Below are 17,325 nucleotides of genomic sequence, written 5' to 3' on the forward strand. Positions count from 1 at the left end.
CGTTGATCTCCTACCGAGGTGAACACCCCTGTAGTGCATAGGCCCGCATGTCCCGGTCAGCCACAGCTACCCAGAAACTCTTGCCTCGTGCTGATCTCACTTGCGAGGATTCGGCCTCGCTCCTCCGGCCATGCCAGCACGACCCCGTTGAGAGAACAGATCATCTCCCAGCGGCGGTCGGACGGACGGCGCTCGACGTACAACACGGGCTGCACCTCGTCACCGCGGCACATGTAGTCATGCGCGTACTCGAGGAGCTGCCCCAAGCCGTATCGCAGCTGATCGACCTCGCTAGTGACAGGCAAACTCTTGACCTCACAAAGAACCAAGCGGTCGTTCAACCAGAACGCAATATCGAAGGGAGCATCCGAGGTGGTCGGCGAGAGTGGCTGAAGGCCTTGTTCCTTCACGAAGCTCGCCAGCTGGTTCTGGAGCAGGGAGTGCATCCGGTTCGCGTGCCCCAGCTTCTCCCTCGAGATCGTCCGGACGATGTTTGACTCGCTGGAGGTCTGACCGCTGGACGGCTGCTCATACTGGCGGCCCACGATCCGCGGGTGCAGTGCCGAATCGTCGCTGACCTTGCCCAGAGGCAACAACCTGTAGCACCGGCCGGGCGCGTTGCTCTTGCGGGGCTCTGCTTCGATCGCGGTCTGCTGATCAATGACGAACTGCCCTATGTAGCGCATCGTGGATCCGTCAGACGAGGTGACCGCGAAGACTCTAATACCGCAGCCCGTTTCGATGTGGCTGCACAGGAGGGATCCAAGTCTGGACTCTACTCGTACTTCCAGGGCTCTCCCGTCTTCATTCCACTGCGCGTTCCGCAACGTCGGATCCGCGAACACAAAGACGTTGGGCGTCAAGCGGCTGCGCTCCACGGTGACGGGTGTACGGCTGTCCCCCAGAGAACCACGACGGTAGAACGCACCGTTCTCGTAGACACCCCACCGGTCGGCAGCCGCAAACTGGGCACCGTAGCGATCCACGAGTTCGGACAGCACCACTGCGGCTCCCGGTTCGAGATCCCAGCGGTTGCGCCGCAACACACGGCCGCGAGAGGATTCGCGTTCGATCGCCTCCCACTGCTCAGCTGTGAGCTGTCTTGGGGTACTTCCCACGAATGAGTGCGGCGAGTTGAAACGAAAGCCGCCAAACGCTGGACTCGCGCCAAGGCGATGTGGCGGAACCGGGCGGTCGAAGAAGAACCTGTCGTACCGGACCGTCACAGTGCTCCCAGTACGAGGCTCCTCGGGGTGTTCGATCAACACGATCTCCCCGAGAGCAACGATGCCGGGTGTGTAGGACGACCTGAAGACGGCGTGCTGGAACCGCATCAACGCAACCCGATCGCCAACTCGCGCCTCGCGATCCCATGCGGTTCGGGCGCCAGGACCAGCCTTTGTCCAGATTGACATGTGGCCAGCCGTTGCTTCCGGCATCCCATGCACCTTCGGACGCGTCGGCGCGCTGTAGGCCATCCAGTGGTTCATGGACGGGAACGTATCGGCGAGGTCTGACAGTTCCCGCCTTCGATACGCCCTCTACCAACCCAACCGATAACCTTCACCCGATTGTGTGAGATCCGCGCAAGGCGGATACGACTACGACCTGCAGATCCACAGGCGAGCCCGCAAGGATGCCGAGTCTCATCACGCAACTCATGCAAGGTCAACACGGTTCCCCTGGGCAGGCGGCATTTCGTCGACGCCCTACGGACCTCACAATGCCGCGACACACACCAGGTTGTTGCCGCTGGCGAACCTGGTCACCTGCCAACGACACAGACCACGGCGTCGTCCGCTTCCAGAGCGCGACGGTCCGCAGCGATCGCTCTAACGACTCTCACATCGAACCACTCTTCTGCCCAGCGCACGGTGTTGTGCCGGATCCACTAGTGCGGACTTAGCCCTGACAGCGCGAGCTCCTCGGCCCCACGTGCCATCATCGAGCAGCCCGAGCTGACGAATCTCATCTTCGGTCGGGCCGGCTCGTTGGCTCGAGGCAGACTGAGGAAGCATATGGACCTGAGGTCGACGCACCACGGCTACGCGTACCAGGACCTCATCACGGGTATCGCGCTCGTCGACCTCGTGCTGGGCACGACCGAAAGCCTTGCGGTCGACACCAAGGGTTTCGAAGGTGACCGTTTCGACGATCTGACCATCGGCTACCAGACCGGTAAGCGAGTCCGCATTCAGATCAAGCACACGACGCAGGATCGTGAGCTGTCTAAAGACAGCTTCTCGGCAGATGGGAGAAGCCTTCGCATCGACCTGCTGTTCACGTCTTTGTTGTCCGACCTGGGCCGACACCCCGGCACTGAGTACCGGGTTGTCGTCCGCGACGGCAGGCCGGACGTGCAACTCGCCGAGGTCCTTGAACCGACGAACGCGGCGAACGACCCCGGTGACCCGTTGCCCGGCCTCAGCACGGTCAGGTTCAAGTTCAACCCGACAGCCTTGCAGGCGAAATCCCCTTGGCAGAAAAAGCTGTCCACCTTCACAACGCAAGAGATCCACGCGGCGTGCGAACGCCTCACGATCGACACCAGCGCTCCGGCCTCGACGATCGACTTCTCCGCACCCGGCCCCGCTGAGCGCGTGCTCCTCTGGCGCGTCACCGAAGAACTCGGCGCGGGCCGCACCCCCAACACCCACGTCTCACCTGACTACGTGGCCCTCGCCCTGACCCACGCGGCTACCGGCTCACGAGCACTCGACGGTCACGTATCACGAGAACACGTGTTGCCTCAGGTCGGACTTGCGACCGACTTCGGTGCTGTCGCCGAGGGACACCCCGTCGAAGCGGCCGTAGTCGTACCGAGGGCTGACGCAAGCGCCGAAGTACGTCAGCAGGTTGACGTCGTGGCCCCGAACGGTGGCCGTGTCGTCGTGACCGGCGAGCCTGGCGCCGGCAAGTCCTGGCTGTGCGAACAACTCGCAGGCACGTACCGCGACGAAGGCTGGGTCGTCGCTCGACACCACTGCTGGCTCGGCGCAACCGACACCAGCCGTGAGCAACGCGTCCTCGCCGACGTCGTCATCGGCAGCCTTCTGCGACAGCTCGAGCAGCACGTGCCCGAGGCCACCGCGGACTTGCGTCCCAGATTCGCCGCGACGCCCGAGGCTCTCACCTCGGCACTCCAAAAATGCCGCGAGTCACGCCCCAGCCAGAGCGTGCTTCTCATCATTGACGGGCTCGACCACGTCGACCGGGTCCTCGGCAAATCGGCCGGCCAGCGAGCGGACCCATCACTTCATCTGGTCGATCAGCTCGCCGCGATCGACCTCCCTGCTGGCGTCTGCGTACTCATCGCCAGCCAACCCGGATCTCACCTGGCCGGCGCAAGACCGTCCTCAGGCGTTCCAGTCAAGATGCCCCGCATGTCGTGGTCGGAGATGCGTGTTCTCGCGATCAAGCACGACCTTTTCACCGACTCCACGGGAGTCGGCCCGCTGGGGGAGAGCGAACAGGCGGTCGTCGATCTACTCCACGAGCGTTCAGGCGGCAACGCGCTGTACGCCACCTATCTGTGCCGGTATGCGAGCCGCACCTCGCCGCTTGACGACCGAGAATCGGGCACGGTTCAGGATGTTCTGCACAGGCTCAAACGAGTTCCCGACACGGCCACCGACGTCGACACCTACTACGAGTACCTGCTGAGCACTGTGACCGGTGACCAGATGCTTGCGATCGGCACTCTCGCGCTGTGCGACTTCGCCCTGTCGGCAAGCGAGCTCGGCGAACTGCTTCCCCCGATCGTGAAGCCACTTCTAGAGCCTGCTCTCAAGACCCTCGCGCCGGTGCTGACCTCACTACCTGGTCTCGGTGGCCTGCGCGTCCATCACGAGAGTTTCAGCCGTTACATCCTGCGTGACAAGGACATCGCCTGGGTCACGTCAGTACGTGAACACGCAGCCGTGTGGCTCACTGATCGCGGATTCTTCGCCGACGCACGAGCGTTTCGGCATCTTCCCGAGTTACTCGCACAGCTGGGCCGGTATGACGAACTGAAGGCCCTCGTTGAGCCGGGCTTCGTCGCGGAGGGCATTCGTGCGTTCCAGCCACCAGAGGCGCTTCAGCGTGTCGTCGGCACCGTGTCTCGTGAAAGTGAAGCGAGGCTTGACTGGCCAACGCTGATCACCTGTGTCGAGACCCGCAAGGCGATCGACACCTACGAGCTTGACTCGCTTGCGAACTCGATCTCCGAGTACTCGGACGTCGTGGTCGCGATCGTGGGTGCCGATGTGGTGGCGGAACGACTCGTGTACGAGGGCCGCCCCACGCTCTCCGAGGAGTGGGGACTTCGCCTTTGTGCTGCGGTCGACCGCGCCGGGGCGGCAGCTCCATGGAAGGCCTATCTCGACGCCCGCGAGTCAGATCCGAGTCGACGACGCGCCGCCGGATCCGACCACGACGGTGCGGTCCACCTCGCCGTGCAGCTCGGCGAGCTTCGCCTCCGCAGTCAGCGCGGTGACATACCACCAGACCTGGCCGAGCAGGTGGCCGCGAACCTCGAACTCGACCATAAGGCCACCCTCGAAAACCTCGTCGAGGTCTTCACCGCAGGCCTCCCGACGGGTGCGATGCCTGATGTCGCCGCAGCTATGACCGACACCGACAAAGCCGCTCAGGTCTATCTCACACTTGCCGACCTCGCTGCGGCTGGTACGCCGGGTCTTCCAGACCCCGCTCACCTCGCTCGCCAAGCGTGGGCGCTGGCACCTTCTCTCAACCTCGTCGCATATCTGAAGTACGGCATTTCCCCAGCAGACGTTCTGGCAGGCCTGGGGACCACCGATCTCGAAGCGGACATCGAAGCCGCCACCAGCGCCGTCCTCGCGGGCCCTAGCGTCGATCACCGCGCCGTCGAACGGTGGCTTTCGCTCCTCACTCTCGCGCACGGCCTGGATCGGACAACGCCTATCAGGCACGTCGCCCGGCTTGGTGGCGTCGGCTTCTACCGCGCCTGGCTGCGGTACGCCGTCGCGACGCTCGGGATCGCGGATGACGTCGCTGCTGGTGTCACGACCGCGGAAACAGCCTCTACGGCTGTCCTGGTCGCGCTTGCAGACCTTGCTGCGGAAGCTCATCCGTTCACGGGGGATCCACGCGCGTGCGACCTGTACTCGATTCATCCGCTCGTGCACCAAGTCGTCGAGAAGTCCCTCGTCGTCATTCGTCCCAAGGACCTCGACGCTGTGCTCGTCCACCTCGTCGAGATAGCTGACGGCACCACGACTACAACCAACTTCGGACTGCCGGAAAACGGGCCGCTCGCTACCAACGATCTCCTGGCGATCCTGGCTCGTGTCTCCGACCACATAGGCGTTGGCGCTGTGTACGCGTTGTTGAAGGTCGTCCGCGCCCGACGCCGGGACAGCCACACGCAGTACAGCGTTACAGCCAACTTCGAACTCGCGACTGCCCGAATCTGCCTTGCAGCAGGCGCGTTCGACGAAGTCGACGAGTGCTGGCGTCGTGCATCCCTGCTCCTCGGGAGCTACGGCGGGCACAAAGATCCCACTCTCTCCGAGATCATCGACAGCCTCGACGATCTCGCGGACGTGAACGTCCTCACCGCTCAGGCGTGCTTGGGAAAGCTGGTAGATCTTGTCTACCTGGTTCGGCAGCACACCAACGGCCGCGGCACCTCACATTTCGTGAATCAGTGGTGGGAGAAGGCCGCGGCAATCGATCCGACAGCTGCCGCCACGGATGCCGCGGATGTCCTGCTCAGCGAGATCGGGTTCGACGATGTACGTGCGCACACCGCACACGTGGAGCTGCTCACAAGCCTGATCATGACCGCCGACCCGATGGTGCTCGCGGCTCTCCGCCTCACCCTCGGCACGGAGTGGCGCTTCCCCGAAACCGACCTCCACCTTCTCATCCGACTCCGAAGTGAACTCGGCAAGACGAACCAGTCCGACACGATGCTCGCCATTGTCGCGAACAACATCACGGCAACTTACGACGACCAACCGATGCTGTACTCGAGTGACCAGTCCAAGTCCGTGGTCTCCTCGGAACTCGTCGACGCCGCGGTACATCTCGGAGGCTCGGCTTTTGCACCTCGGGTTCCACGTCGAGAGCAAACACGGAACAGCATGGACTGGAGCCCCGGTCCCAAAGCTGACCCGTTGCAGTTGCAGAAGCGCCTCGTGAACGCTCAACGTCCTTTCGTTCCAGAGGGGCGGACTGGGGCACTCCTCGCAGCGCGCGAGCTGAAGTCCCAGCGTTATGGAGGCGACACTGCCACCCGTTGGGATCTCGACACCGCAACGAACATCATCGGGTGGCGGATCATCGAGTCGACCTTGGTCCACGGGCAAAGATTCGGCATCGAGCTACTTGATGACGTCGCCCAAGAACTTGGCTGGTACCGCGACAACAAGGTGTTCGCTGAGATCGGCGAGGGCATCGCCATGCGCTGTGGCGACAACGATGCTTTGCAGACGGTCGCGAGCTACTGCCTGACGCTCGCATACGTTCACATCCGTGGCGGCGGAGGCTGGCGTGCCTTTGCGGGACGAGAGCGCGCAGATCTGTGGCGCAGGGCGTACGAGCTGGACTCGGACACCGCACAGCGCACGCTCGCTGCCGCGGTTGTTCAAACCGTCCGGTCTGATGCCCAGAGCACATACGGGGTGACGCAAGCCGTGATCGCCGCGTTCGCTGCGACACGAGATGACACAGCGACGGAATGTTGGGAGGCTGCGTTCACCATGCAGCAACATCGCCTCCCAGGCACGGCGGAACGCGGTGGTCACACATACCGGCCGACCGAGAATCCTCCTTCCCAGCAAGCGAAGGACGTCGCGCTGACGACGCTTGCCCTGGCCACCATCGCCCGGCCCCAGCGGCAGGAACTGCGACGGACACTCATCGCCGTTGCCCTCTTGGTGACGTGCCGCCCTCCGCTCGCGCAAACCGCGCTCATCAGCGTGCTGCGTTCTGACTTGGACGCCGGCCGCGCCACATGGCTGTTGGACATCGTCCACACCTACCTGCCGATCGGCGCGCTGACTGCCGAGATGGCGGCAGAGATGACGCTGCTGGCTCGCGACGAGCGTCTGTCGGTCCGCGCCCTCGCGAGCCAGATCCTCGACGTGCAGGGACATCCAGTACCACATCCACCAGCGACAGAACCCGAACCGAAGATTCGTGCCGTCCACCGCCACACTCCGGGAGCGCGCGAATGACCCCGCCGACGCCGTCAGAGCGAGCCGAAGGACTCGTGTCGACGTTTCTCGATGACCGGTTCGAGGAGGCCGGCGAGCCTCTCGGTTTGCGCGAGGCCATTGTCGACCGCCTCACCAAGCGGATCGCCGGTGTCAGCTCGCGCTTCGGGGAACAGATCGACCATCTGAGTTCGTCTTCGTCGGACCACCTCCCGGACGCCTATCTCGCTGACGAAGAAGCCGTTGAGGAAGACCTTCAGATCTGCGCTGCCGGCATCCGAGCCGCAACGGCGATGGAGCGCCTCGTTCCAGATCCTCGCCGCTTCGAGGGGGATCTCGCGCGCGGCTTGGCGCCGGACGCACTATGGGCGCTGCGCAGCGAAGCGTCCAGAGTTCCCCGACCTTCAACCCGGACAGGTCAGCTTGAGTGGTCCCTCTTGCCAATCCCCTGGGTGGAGAAGGATGTCCAGTGGCCGCTCGCCGGATCGATCGCGCTTGCCGGAGTCCGGCAACTCGCGCGCGACGAGAAGGTGGTACTTGTCCGCGAACATCCATACGAAGGCTGGGTTCAGCTCGGGATGTTCGAACGGCAGGAGACGATTGCCACCCGTCACCCCGACATCGCCGCTCATCATATACTCGTCGCGACCGGACTTGAGATTTGCGAGAAGCAACCTCCCAGCGGAAGCACTCCGTTCTCTCAAGCCGCGCCAGACCTGTGGGTTGCCGATTGCGGTCGCCTAGTACCAGGGCTTCATCCCGAACGCGCGCGCAGAATCCTTGGCGCTGCTCAAGGTCCCTTGGTCGCGATCGTCGACTACGAAGGACAGCCCGGTGCTCCAGCGCACAACCGGGGGATCGGCCTCCAACGATTCACCCTCGTCCCCCGCGTCGAAGTCATCGCCCTGCTGGGGCTCCGTCCAGAGACCCCGGCACTGCGTCACGTCCTGGTCGACGACAACGGGCCAGCGATTGTCGGCAGGCAGTGGCGCGGGTTCCTCGTGCACGACGGCAACTTCAGCCCGCTCAAGCCTGCAGTCCATGGCGCTGATCTGATCATCCGGCCGGATCTCTACCACGTTCTCGTCGCTGCTTGCGGTGAGGAGAGGCTCGCGTTGGGGGTGACCGCTAGCCATCGAGAGGTTGCGCTGTCCCCTCATGAGATCGGAGACGACGACTGAAGCGCGTATGCAGCATGAGGTTGCCGATGGTGCAGGACGGCGACCAGCTGGGCACGAGCGGGCGTGAAGCGGTTCGCGGCTCGTCGATCGAGCCTGCCAACCTGGGGCGAGGCGGTCGTCCCGCCCCAGGTGGCCGTCACGGCTGCGAAGACAACCCGAAACGCGATTCAACTACTAGGTTTCCAGCAGGAATCCGCAGGTCAGCCCTGTTCCCATCCTTTGGTACTCCCGCTGGGATTCGACCCTGCGCATGCCGTCAAACGCCTCCCGAACGCGCGCCACGGACACACTCGCCCATCAGGTAAGCACCACCGTCTCCAAGCGAAGGCTGGCTGGCCGAGAGGAGATGGGCCAGGGTGGTCCGGTGCCGATCGAGCGTCAGTCCAGAAAGCCGTCCAGCACTCTCAACCGATTCCTGGACAAGCACCTGCCACACCGAGCTGACATCACTGCCACCTGGCTCACCGAGCTGCGGGCAGCTCCTTGGACACCGCTGAGCGTGTCCCATGGTGCGGACGACATCGGTTGCGCGTTGGAGATGCGTATCGGCCTGGATGTCGCCACGCGGCCGGCGCCCTGGCCGCTCCTGTCCTATCTGCCGATCGAGGAATGTGCGGCGTTGCTCGGTGCGGTCGGTTTCGAGCACACACGTGTGGGGAGGCTGCCTCCGAGCGGTACATCGGACCCGATGCTGATGCACTGGTCACGTAATCACGAGCACCAGCCCGGCTCCCAAGACATGAGACAGGCACTCGCGACATGCCTGGGCCTCGTCGAGCTACAGAAATTCGCCCACAAGCGAGGAGACACGATCGCCGTTGATGTACGAAGGTCCTGGTTCATCGCGATCGTCGAGCAAGGTCGGCTGAGTTCCAACACCGAGATGCTGGGCGCACTGCTTCATGCGTGGACCGGCTACCTCGAGCACGGACAGCGGGTACTCCGAGCCCTTGGCGAGCGAGCGATCATCGCCCCTGAGTTGGCCGGAGGCTTTGGCATAGCCGATCTGGTCGTTGGGTCGACCCTCATCGAGATCAAGATGTCGGCTGGCGTGGAGAAGAACATCGACCAGTGGCTACGACAGCTTCTGGGCTACCTGCTGCTGGACCGCCACAACGCCCTTGGCATCGATACCGTCGCGGTGTACGCAGCCGGCCAAGGTCTGCTGCTCACGCGCCCTGTCGCCGAGGTTCTCAAGTCAGCGAGCGTGGCACCAACACCTCAACTCACGACGCTACGCGAGGAGTTTGCGGTGGAGCTGCGCAGAGAACTCGACGCCTTCGAGGCTCGAAGGCAGAGGAAACGCTATTCACTGTCGTAGCGCACCTGGCGCCGATCGGATCCACTCCGCCCCTTACAGGTGGGCTCTCTCAACAGACCGGTATCGGGCTTTGAGGGCTTCACCGAGCGAGCCCGTACCAGCTGGCGAGGTGCGGACATCCGTCGCGCTGCGATCGCCACGGACTCGGGCTCGTTATGCGGTAGCGGTCGTAGAAGCCCTTCGCGGTGCTTCGTTGCCCTGTTGTGTTGAACTCGAAGCTGGCCCATCGGCGTTGGAGCTCATCCAACGCGCGGCGCCCGACGCCCGCGCAACCGATAGGCGCGTCCACAGTGATGTTGTCCAACACCCCTTGCCTACAACCGATGCATACGGTTTACGTGACATTCCCACATGGCTCTCCTTCGACAAGGATGAGGAACTCGAACCTCCGGACGCATCGCGGCGCGTCGCGACCGGCATGTTGTGCTTCGTCCCTGCCGAACTGTGCGGTTGAGATCCATCTCGCTCGTTCAGCAAGAGCCGCCTCGAGCAGCCTCCAAGCCCTGTGATCGTCTACGTCGTCTGGTCGGTCGAGGAGCGCTTCGCTCAGCCGTTCACGCAAGGCGTCAGCGAAAGGGTCGGGCTTGAGGCGGTACTCGTCCTGGTCGGCGAGCTGCTCGTTGTGGAGATCCCGTACGAACAGCCGGGTACCGACATCCAAGCGATCGACGAGAAGCTCGGCGTCGCGTGCCCGTCGGGCCGCAGCCTCCTGTCTGAAGCTTGCCGACAGCAGACGGCGGATGAACTCGCCGAGCCTCACATCCGACGGCTGGTCTTCCCACGGACCGTCCAGCACACCCACGTCAAAAGGGTGGCACATCGATCAACAACTAGCTGCGGACGACGCGCCAGCAGCGGTCGCGACGCCAGCGAACTCCATCGACCGAACCGCTTTGACCAGCCTTCTCGACCTGGCTGAGCCCACTCGAAGCCGCTGGCGCAACGCTTCTGACGATATCGGCCGTTGGTAGAGCTCCCGATGGCGAATGTCCTCACGCCTCGCGCGCTCCAACAGGTCATCACGGGCGACAACCGGCTCCGCCTCGACCGACTTGATCTCGTCGTCTGTGGCGTTGGCAGCGGCTGGTAGGGGTACCGGTCGATCATCAACCGCAGCGTCAACGAGCCGAGCGCTGTTCATGCCCTGCAACAGGCAGGGGCCGACATCTGACCAACCGATCAGCAGAAGTGGCCCGACCGCATCGAAGGCAGCCTTGCCGTACTCGCCGGCGATCACGGGATCGGCCACATTCAGGGCCAGCGTGACCAGGCTGCAGAACATCAGCAGGCGTCGGACGGGCTTGAGCTGCGCGTCGCTGGCACCATTCGCCGTCAGCTGCCGCAGGCCGAGCAACAGGCCCATCACCGACAGATCGACCGCAGGAGCAACGAGCGGAGCGACCCATCCGGGCACACCGAGCCTCAACCCCAGGCTCAACACGTTGCCAAAGCCGAACAAGAACGTCAGCCCGACAACCGTGCCCATGATCACCTCGACGGCCCGGCGGATACGCAGCTGATCAGACATGTTCACCGATCCCCATCCGCAGCTGCGTCTCCTGCGCCCGCTCGGCTGCCGCGCTCTCGCCGTAATGACGTGGCATGTCCTCGGACGTCCAGCCGAGCAGCAACATCAGGTCGCCGGTGTCGCCGCCCGCCCGCTTCCACTCATGGGCGAAGTTGTGCCGCCACCGGTGCGCGTGCACACCGGTCAGCCCCGCGGAGAGTCCGCGGCGCTTGATCATGATCTTGATGCCGTTGGGCTTCAGCGGCTTGCCGCCCCGGTCAGCGAGCCAGAGGTCCGGCAGCTCGGCGCCCTTGTGTTTCGCGCGGGCGCGGAGGTAGCGGCTGATCGCTCGTGCGGTCTTGGGCCCGTAGCGGACGCGGCGGTCCTTGTTGCCTTTGCCGTGGTAGTGCGCGGAGTCGGTGTCCTGGTTGAGGTCCTCAAGGCTGAGGTTGCCGACTTCGGACAGGCGGGCACCGGTGTTGTAGTAGAGCCGGATGATGGCCTCGTCGCGGAGCTGGACGAAGTCCTTGCCCTTGCAGGTGCCGAGGACCTTCTTGGTGTCGTCGTCACGGATGACGGCAATGAGCTTCTTCTGCGGCTTGGGCTGCTTCACCCGCTCCATCGGCGAGCGGTCGATGTCCTCCGCGTCCAGCATCAGCCACTTGAAGAACTGCTGCAGACCCTTGTGCTTGTTCAGCGCCGTGGCGCCAGACCGCGTCTCGATCATCCAGGCCTGGAAGAACTCGATGTGCGCACGAGTCACCTCGCACGGGTCGTCGGCGGCATCGTCGGCGTCCGGGTCGGGCGAGTACTCGGCGAGGTAACGCGCGAGCTGGGCGGCGGCCAGGAGGTAGTTGTAGCGAGTGGTCTCCGGATGACTCGCGGATCGCAGCGTGCGGTCCCAATCACGCAGATAGCCCGTCCACGTCTTCGAGAGACCGTTTGAGAGCTTGTTCAGGTCGAGAAGAGGCATTGTGAAAGCCCTCCGAGTAAAGGGGTCGATGAGCGGCGTGCTCGACCCGGCAGAACTCGGCAAGATCACAAAAAGAGGGTCCTCGCAGTATCTGACCTGCGAGAACCCTCTTGGCCGTCGGGACGACAGGATTTGAACCTGCGACCCCTTGACCCCCAGTCAAGTGCGCTACCAAACTGCGCCACGTCCCGGCCACACTCCCGGTTTCCCGGCGTGCAGGAAGAATCCTACAACACCCGGAACAGAGATCAAAAACGGCCCCTCGGACAGGGCCCTAGCTGCGGAAACCCCCGGAAATACGGCGGGGACCCGACGTACGGGTCCCCGCGTCCCTCGGTCCGACCGATCCCCCGATCCTCGACCGACAGCTAGAACTATGCGTTGGCCGCGTCGCGTGCGCCACCGCCGAAAGTCGAGTCTTGTCCGTCAACCTTCGACTTACCGGGCGGTAGGACTGCGGAGACGCTGAAGCCGCCGTCCGCGCGGTATGAGGTGGTCAGGGTGCCGCCGGCCAGGCGGACGCGTTCGGACAGGCCGTGCAGGCCCGCGCCGCCTCGGTCGCCCAAGGAAGGCAGTTCGCCCGGGCCGTTCACGACTGAGACGCGCACTGGTGAGGAGCGGTCCACAGTTACGGTCACGGTGGCGCCTGGGGCGTGTTTTGTCACGTTGGTCAGGGCTTCTTGGACCACGCGGAACAACGCTCTGGAGACTGCTGGCGAGAGGGCTGTGTCGCCTGTTTCGGAGAGGGTTGCGGACACGCCGGCCACTCGGGCGCGGTCCACCAGTTCCTGCAGGGACGGGTAGGAGGTGTCGGAGTTCAGGAGGCCCAGGGCCGCTCGCATTTCCGACAGGGATTCCTTTGCCAGGGCTCGTAAGCGCTGGGCTGACTCGCGCACGGCTGGGTCTGAGGCGGTGGCGGCCAGGGCGGCGGACTCTACGGCTATCAGGGTGGCGTGGTGGCCTACGGCGTCGTGGATTTCGCGGGCGATTCGGGCTCGTTCGGCGGCGCGGGCCGAGGTTTCCTGGGCTTCCAGTTCGGCGGCTCGGGCTCGGCGGGTTTCGTACAGCGACTGGGTGAGGTCTTTGCGGGTGGTGACGAGGGCGCCCAGTGCTGTTGGGGCGGCGGCCAAGCCGAAGGCGAAGGCGGTGGCCAGCAGGAGGGGGCCTGGTGGGATGTCCTCGGTTGCCAGGACCGGGGCGATCGCGGCCACGGTCATGAGCACTACCCAGAAGAGTTGGATCGGGATGGACTTTTCCTTGCGGCCCAGGCGGTATTGGGCGACCAGGGCGGGGGCCCAGCCCAGTCCGCCTGCCACTGCCGGGACGCACAGCAGGGTGGCCAGCCATGGCCAGCGCAGGCGTACGGACAGAAGTAGGGACGCCCCTATCGCGGTCCACAGGGACCAGGGGAACGGGCGGTCCTGGGTCAGCAGGACTACGCCCGTGGTGATGCCCACGGTGAGGACTTCGCGGATGAGCGGTTTCACCACACACCGACCTGGTGGGCGACCAGAGCCGCCTGCACCCGGTTTTCCACGCCCAGCTTGGTCAGGACGGTGGAGACGTAGCTCTTCACCGTCGCCTCGGACAGGCAGAGTTCCTCGGCGATCGAGTGGTTCGAGCGGCCGGCGGCCACCAGTTCCAGCACTTGGCGTTCGCGGGCCGAGAGGGAGTCGAGCTGGCGGTTGGCGCGGAAGCCACGCAGGCGCGGCAGCAGGCGGGCGGTGATGCGCGGGTCCAGGACGGCGCCGCCGGCTGCCAGGTCCACCACGGCTCTGACCAGGGTCTCGGGTTCGGCGTCCTTCAGCAGGAAGCCCTGGGCGCCCAGGTCCAGGGCTGTTGCCACGTAGTCGTCCAGGTCGAACGTGGTCAGCACGGCGATGGCCGGTGGCGTGGCCCAGGTCCTCAGCCTGCGCACCGCCTCCAGGCCGTCCACGCCGGGCATCTGCACGTCGACCAGGACCACGTCGGGCAGGTGGGCCAGGACGACGTCGACGAGTTCGGCGCCGTCGGCGGCCTCGCCGACCACCTCGACCCGCCCGTCGGCCTCCAGGAGGACTTTCAGGCCCCGCCGCAGCAGGGCCTCGTCGTCGGCTAGCACCACTCGTACGGCCACTGACCCAACCAACCGCACCCCATGCCAAAGGGCAACCAGATCGGCTGGGCCGTCACCCGGAGAAACTACTTCTTGCCCGCGCCGGCCTTCTTCTTCTCACGCACGCGCACGGAGATGCGGACCGGGCTGCCCTCGAAGCCGAACTCCTCACGCAGCTTGCGCTCGATGAACCGGCGGTAGCTCGCCTCGAGGAAACCGGTCGTGAACAGCACGAACGTCGGCGGGCGGGTCGAGGCCTGGGTCGCGAACAGCACCTTGGGCTGCTTGCCGCCACGGACCGGCGGCGGGGTCGCGGAGATCAGGTCCGACAGCCACTGGTTCAGGCGGCCGGTCGGGACGCGCGTGTCCCACGAGTTGAGCGCGGTCCGCAGCGACGGCGCGAGCTTGTGCACGGCGCGGCCGGTCAGGGCGGAGATGTTGACCTTGTCGGCCCACGGCACGCGCACGAGGCCGCGTTCGAGCTCGCGGACCATCTCGTTGCGGCGGTCCTCGTCGACGAGGTCCCACTTGTTGAACGCCAGCACGCACGCGCGGCCCGACTCGACCACCATCGTGAGCACGCGGAGGTCCTGTTCGGACAACGGCTCGTGCGCGTCCAGCAGCACGATCGCGACCTCGGCGGTCTCGATCGCCGACTTCGTGCGCAGCGACGCGTAGTACTCGGCGCCGCTTTCGAACTTCACCCGCTTGCGCAGGCCGGCCGTGTCGACGAAGCGCCAGATCTCGCCGTCCAGCTCGACCAGCGAGTCGACCGGGTCGACGGTGGTGCCGGCGACCGAGTCGACGACCGAGCGGTTCTCGCCGGTCAGGCGGTTGAGCAGCGACGACTTGCCCACGTTCGGCTTGCCGACGAGCGCCACGCGGCGCGGGCCGCCGGCGCCTCCCCGGAAGTCGTCGCGCGGGGTCTCGGGCAGCTTCTGCAGGATGACGTCGAGCAGGTCACCGGAGCCGCGACCGTGCAGACCGGACACCGGGTACGGCTCACCCAGGCCCAGCGACCACAGCGACGCGATGTCGGCCATGAGGCGCTCGTCGTCCACCTTGGACGCGCACAGGATCACCGGCTTCTTGGAGCGGCGCAGGATCTTCGCGACGGCCTCCTCGGTCGTCGTCGCGCCCACCGACCCGTCCACGACCACCAGGATCACGTCCGCGGTCGCCATCGCGAGCTCTGCCTGCGCGGCCACGGAGGCCTGCAGGCCCTGCGCGTCCGGCTCCCAGCCGCCCGTGTCGACCACGGTGAACTTGCGGCCGTTCCACAGCGCGTCGTACGCCACTCGGTCACGGGTCACGCCCGGCACGTCCTGCACCACGGCCTCTCGCCGGCCGATGATGCGGTTGACCAGCGTGGACTTGCCGACGTTCGGCCGTCCCACCACCGCGAGCACCGGCTGCGGCGGCGTCGCGTCCTCGCCGTCAGAGCCGTCGAGGTCGCCGAAGGCTGACCAGTCGGCCTCGTCCTCCCAGGTGCCGTCCAGGTCCGTCATCGTCTTCCCTCACTCTTGCTCTTGCGAAGTCCATCAAGTTCGGCGACCAGTGTCGCCAGGCGATCACGCACCTGCTCGGTGGCAACGCCCAGGGCCGCTCGCCCCTTCCCCTCTGGAAGGTGGAACGGCTCACCGATCAGCACGTCGACCTCGGGCCGCCAGCCCTTGGCCTGAAAAGTCCCGCGGCAGGCGACCGGCAGCACCATCGCGCCGGACGTCTTGGCCAGCCACGCCGCACCGTTCTGCGCGCTCGCCACGTCGCCCTCGCCACGAGTGCCCTCGGGGAAGACCCCGATCACGCCACCCGCCTTGAGCACGGACAACGCGCTGGTCAACGCGGTGCGATCGGCTTCTCCCCGCTTGACGGGGATCTGGCCGATCTTGAGCAGCAGGGTGCCCACGATGCCTTTGAACATCTCCTGCTTGATCAGGAACGTCACGCGCCGAGGCAGTGCGCCGAACAGGATCGGCCCGTCCGCCATCGAGCTGTGGTTGGCGACGACGACCACGCCGCCGCTCAAGGGTACGCGGTCACGCCCGTGGACCCGAATCCGGAACTGCCACGCGTACGGCCCGCGAGCGATCCACCTGCCGATGTCGGTCAGCCACGGCAGGCTCGCAGGGGGAACGGTCACCCGGTCACCCTCAGCCCTCGCCGTTGCACCAGGTCCAGCAACGCGTCGATGGTGCCCGCGAGATCGAGGTCGGTGTTGTCCAGTTCGACCGCGTCGTCCGCCGCCCTGAGCGGCGAGACCGCGCGGCTGGAGTCGTAGTTGTCGCGCCGCTGCACGTCCTTGAGCACAGCGTCCACAGTGGACTCACGTCCGGCGGCGTTGTCCTGTTTGGTCCTGCGCGCGGCCCGTGCGTCCGCCGACGCCGTCAGGTAGACCTTCAACGGAGCGTCCGGCGACACGACGGTGCCGATGTCGCGCCCCTCGACCACGATGCCGCCCACGTTGTCGACGGCGTCCGCGATGATCGCCCGCTGCTGCGCGACGAGCAGCTCGCGCACGTGCCTCGCGGCCGACACCGGCGACACCGCCAGCGTCACCTCGGGCCCGCGGATCTCCGCCGACACGTCGTCGCCGTCCAGCGTGATGCCGGGCCTTCCGGGGTCGGTACCGACCAGCAGCACCGCGTTGTCCGCGACTTCGGCGACCTTGACCTCGTCGGCCGGGTCGACGCCCGCCCGCAGCACCGCCACGGTGATCGCCCGGTACATCGAGCCGGTGTCGAGGTAGCGCGCGTCCAGCGCCATCGCGAGACGCTTCGCGACGGTGGACTTGCCGGTGCCCGACGGTCCGTCGAGTGCCACCACACCGCGCAACTGACCCTGGCCCACCGCAGCTCCCTCCGAGACGCCCACGGCCCACATTGTGCCTGGTGCGAACGCCCGCACCGGCAGCGGGACGGTTCGCAGCGCTGATCAGCGCGCCAGAGTCGACGTAAGCTGCCAGCGCAGCACGGAGTTCGGGATCGGACCTGAACCACCGCTGAACTCTCACGAGGCACGGAGCGTCGGACTGCGCCCTCGCCACCGCCTCCAATCCTGTCGA

General features: G+C 65.5%; 12 protein-coding genes and 1 tRNA gene. 3 read left to right on the forward strand and 10 right to left on the reverse strand.

The features are described 5' to 3' along the window. Positions 1-56: 56 nt before the first annotated feature. Positions 57-1,490, reverse strand: a complete 1,434-nt coding sequence (locus SK803_RS16090; RefSeq protein ID WP_319966802.1) for a hypothetical protein — start codon at positions 1,488-1,490, stop codon at positions 57-59. Between the two features lie 528 nt (positions 1,491-2,018). Here SK803_RS16090 and SK803_RS16095 point away from each other — a divergent pair. From SK803_RS16095 to SK803_RS16105, 3 genes are all read left to right on the forward strand, one after another. Then, a complete protein-coding gene (locus tag SK803_RS16095; RefSeq protein WP_319966803.1) occupies positions 2,019-7,205 on the forward strand; it encodes an ATP-binding protein in 5,187 nt (1,728 codons plus the stop codon). A 35-nt stretch (positions 7,206-7,240) separates the two neighbouring features. Beyond that, positions 7,241-8,365: a hypothetical protein gene (locus SK803_RS16100; protein WP_319966804.1), complete on the forward strand. Its 1,125-nt coding sequence runs from the start codon at positions 7,241-7,243 to the stop codon at positions 8,363-8,365. A 364-nt stretch (positions 8,366-8,729) separates the two neighbouring features. Beyond that, entirely contained in the window at positions 8,730-9,686 is a 957-nt protein-coding gene (locus SK803_RS16105) for a hypothetical protein (protein ID WP_319966805.1), read from the forward strand. A gap of 334 nt (positions 9,687-10,020) precedes the next feature. Here SK803_RS16105 and SK803_RS16110 read toward each other — a convergent pair whose 3' ends face one another. The 9 genes from SK803_RS16110 to cmk form a co-directional block, all read right to left on the reverse strand. Then, the gene (locus SK803_RS16110; RefSeq protein WP_319966806.1) at positions 10,021-10,488 is read right to left on the reverse strand and encodes a hypothetical protein; all 468 of its coding nucleotides are present in this window, start codon (positions 10,486-10,488) and stop codon (positions 10,021-10,023) included. Between the two features lie 21 nt (positions 10,489-10,509). Beyond that, entirely contained in the window at positions 10,510-11,214 is a 705-nt protein-coding gene (locus SK803_RS16115) for a hypothetical protein (RefSeq protein ID WP_319966807.1), read from the reverse strand. Further along, positions 11,207-12,166, reverse strand: coding sequence for a tyrosine-type recombinase/integrase (locus SK803_RS16120; protein WP_319966808.1), 960 nt, complete (start codon positions 12,164-12,166; stop codon positions 11,207-11,209). Before SK803_RS16120 ends, SK803_RS16115 begins: the two co-directional genes overlap by 8 nt. Positions 12,167-12,283: 117 nt before the next feature. After that, positions 12,284-12,357, reverse strand: a tRNA-Pro gene (locus SK803_RS16125). A 183-nt stretch (positions 12,358-12,540) separates the two neighbouring features. Further along, on the reverse strand, positions 12,541-13,653 hold the full coding sequence (locus tag SK803_RS16130) for a sensor histidine kinase (RefSeq protein WP_319966809.1): 1,113 nt from the start codon (positions 13,651-13,653) through the stop codon (positions 12,541-12,543). Next, positions 13,650-14,282, reverse strand: coding sequence for a response regulator transcription factor (locus tag SK803_RS16135; RefSeq protein WP_319966810.1), 633 nt, complete (start codon positions 14,280-14,282; stop codon positions 13,650-13,652). The genes SK803_RS16130 and SK803_RS16135 overlap by 4 nt, the downstream gene beginning before the upstream one ends. Before the next feature lie 65 nt (positions 14,283-14,347). Beyond that, entirely contained in the window at positions 14,348-15,769 is a 1,422-nt protein-coding gene (der, locus tag SK803_RS16140; RefSeq protein WP_319966811.1) for a ribosome biogenesis GTPase Der, read from the reverse strand. After that, positions 15,766-16,404, reverse strand: a complete 639-nt coding sequence (locus SK803_RS16145; RefSeq protein WP_319966812.1) for a lysophospholipid acyltransferase family protein — start codon at positions 16,402-16,404, stop codon at positions 15,766-15,768. Before SK803_RS16145 ends, der begins: the two co-directional genes overlap by 4 nt. After that, on the reverse strand, positions 16,401-17,087 hold the full coding sequence (gene cmk, locus SK803_RS16150) for a (d)CMP kinase (RefSeq protein ID WP_319966939.1): 687 nt from the start codon (positions 17,085-17,087) through the stop codon (positions 16,401-16,403). The genes SK803_RS16145 and cmk overlap by 4 nt, the downstream gene beginning before the upstream one ends. Positions 17,088-17,325 lie beyond the last annotated feature (238 nt).

The organism is Lentzea miocenica, from assembly GCF_033949945.1.
GTDB classification, from domain to species: Bacteria; Actinomycetota; Actinomycetes; order Mycobacteriales; family Pseudonocardiaceae; genus Lentzea; species Lentzea miocenica.

What these genes read in the sequence shown, in the direction of transcription:
- der (WP_319966811.1), bottom strand. Translation starts at nt 15,769, where the DNA reads ATGACGGACCTGGACGGCACCTGGGAGGACGAGGCCGACTGGTCAGCC.
- SK803_RS16090 (WP_319966802.1), bottom strand. Translation starts at nt 1,490, where the DNA reads ATGAACCACTGGATGGCCTACAGCGCGCCGACGCGTCCGAAGGTGCAT.
- SK803_RS16120 (WP_319966808.1), bottom strand. Translation starts at nt 12,166, where the DNA reads ATGCCTCTTCTCGACCTGAACAAGCTCTCAAACGGTCTCTCGAAGACG.
- SK803_RS16095 (WP_319966803.1), top strand. Translation starts at nt 2,019, where the DNA reads ATGGACCTGAGGTCGACGCACCACGGCTACGCGTACCAGGACCTCATC.
- SK803_RS16115 (WP_319966807.1), bottom strand. Translation starts at nt 11,214, where the DNA reads ATGTCTGATCAGCTGCGTATCCGCCGGGCCGTCGAGGTGATCATGGGC.